The sequence below is a fragment of the Bacillus cereus group sp. BfR-BA-01316 genome, from assembly GCF_022664195.1.
GTDB lineage: Bacteria > Bacillota > Bacilli > Bacillales > Bacillaceae_G > Bacillus_A.
Window position 1 is genome coordinate 1 of the sequence record NZ_JAKUGX010000158.1, and the last position, 212, is coordinate 212.

A 212-nucleotide genomic window follows, 5' to 3' on the forward strand; every position below is an offset into this window, starting at 1 on the left:
GAAAGAGCCAACAACAGAAGTTGAAGGAACAAAAGAAGTTGAAGAAGCGAAAGAAGAAGTAAAAGAGCCAACGAAAGAAGTTGAAGAAACGAAAGAAGAAGTAAAAGAACCAGCAAAAGAAGTTGAAGGATCAAAAGAAGAAGTAAAAGAATCGACAAAAGAAGTTGAAGGATCGAAAGAAGAAATAAAAGAACCAACAAAAGAAGTTGAGG

1 protein-coding gene is annotated in these 212 nt (G+C 34.9%); it reads left to right on the forward strand.

What is annotated here, in order from left to right; translation table 11 throughout:
• A partial coding sequence (locus MR071_RS25990; RefSeq protein ID WP_242238253.1) for a hypothetical protein occupies nt 1-212 on the forward strand: 212 nt, incomplete at both ends.